Origin of the sequence: Rhodococcus sp. 15-725-2-2b (assembly GCF_002259075.1) — a bacterium.
Classification (GTDB): Bacteria; Actinomycetota; Actinomycetes; order Mycobacteriales; family Mycobacteriaceae; genus Rhodococcoides.
In genome coordinates, this window is the sequence record NZ_NPFL01000003.1 from 1 (window position 1) to 602 (window position 602).

1 protein-coding gene and 1 pseudogene are annotated in these 602 nt (G+C 60.1%); both read right to left on the reverse strand.

Annotation, left to right across the window (positions count from 1 at the left end; translation table 11 throughout):
* Window positions 1-275: pseudogene (locus tag CH306_RS01705) on the reverse strand (biotin carboxylase N-terminal domain-containing protein); the annotation flags it as partial.
* Window positions 276-289: 14 nt separating this feature from the next.
* Entirely contained in the window at window positions 290-526 is a 237-nt protein-coding gene (locus tag CH306_RS01710) for an acyl-CoA carboxylase epsilon subunit (protein ID WP_045196097.1), read from the reverse strand.
* Between the last annotated feature and the right edge of the window lie 76 nt (window positions 527-602).

Genomic DNA, 602 nt, shown 5'->3' on the forward strand with positions numbered 1-602 from the left:
GAACCCGTAGCCGGGGTGGATGGCGTCGGCACCGGACTTGGCGGCGGCGTCGAGGATCTTGTCGATCACCAGATACGACTCCGCCGAGGTCTGACCCCCAGCGCGAACGCCTCGTCGGCCAACCGAACGAACGGGGCATCGGCATCGGGCTCGGCGTACACAGCGACACTGGCCAACCCGGCATCGGCGGCCGCCCGGATCACCCGCACCGCGATCTCACCACGATTGGCGACAAGGACTTTCGAGATTTTCTTATGGGAAGTCGAGGTAGTCATGTACTGAAATTCCTTCACTGGCCATATCGGGCATTGACGAAAAGGGCTGGAGCACTGGCAAGTCCGTAACGATGCATATCTTCCGGTCGACCCCACAGATCCGACACAACCGGAGCTTCGACGAGCACCGACGACTGCGCGGCGGTCAGAACAGCAACAACGGCAGCGATGTCGGTATCGGTCGGCTGCCCGCGAAACGACCAACTGAGGGACGCAGCAACATAATTGGCGTCGTCGTTCGTTTCGCTCATAGTGGGATGTTTCCGTGTTTCTTGGGTGGGAGGGTGACTTGTTTGCGTTCGAGTAGTCGTAGTGCGGTGACGATCT

Excerpts from the sequence above, each read along its gene's own strand:
- CH306_RS01710 (WP_045196097.1), bottom strand. The coding sequence starts at position 526 with ATGAGCGAAACGAACGACGACGCCAATTATGTTGCTGCGTCCCTCAGT.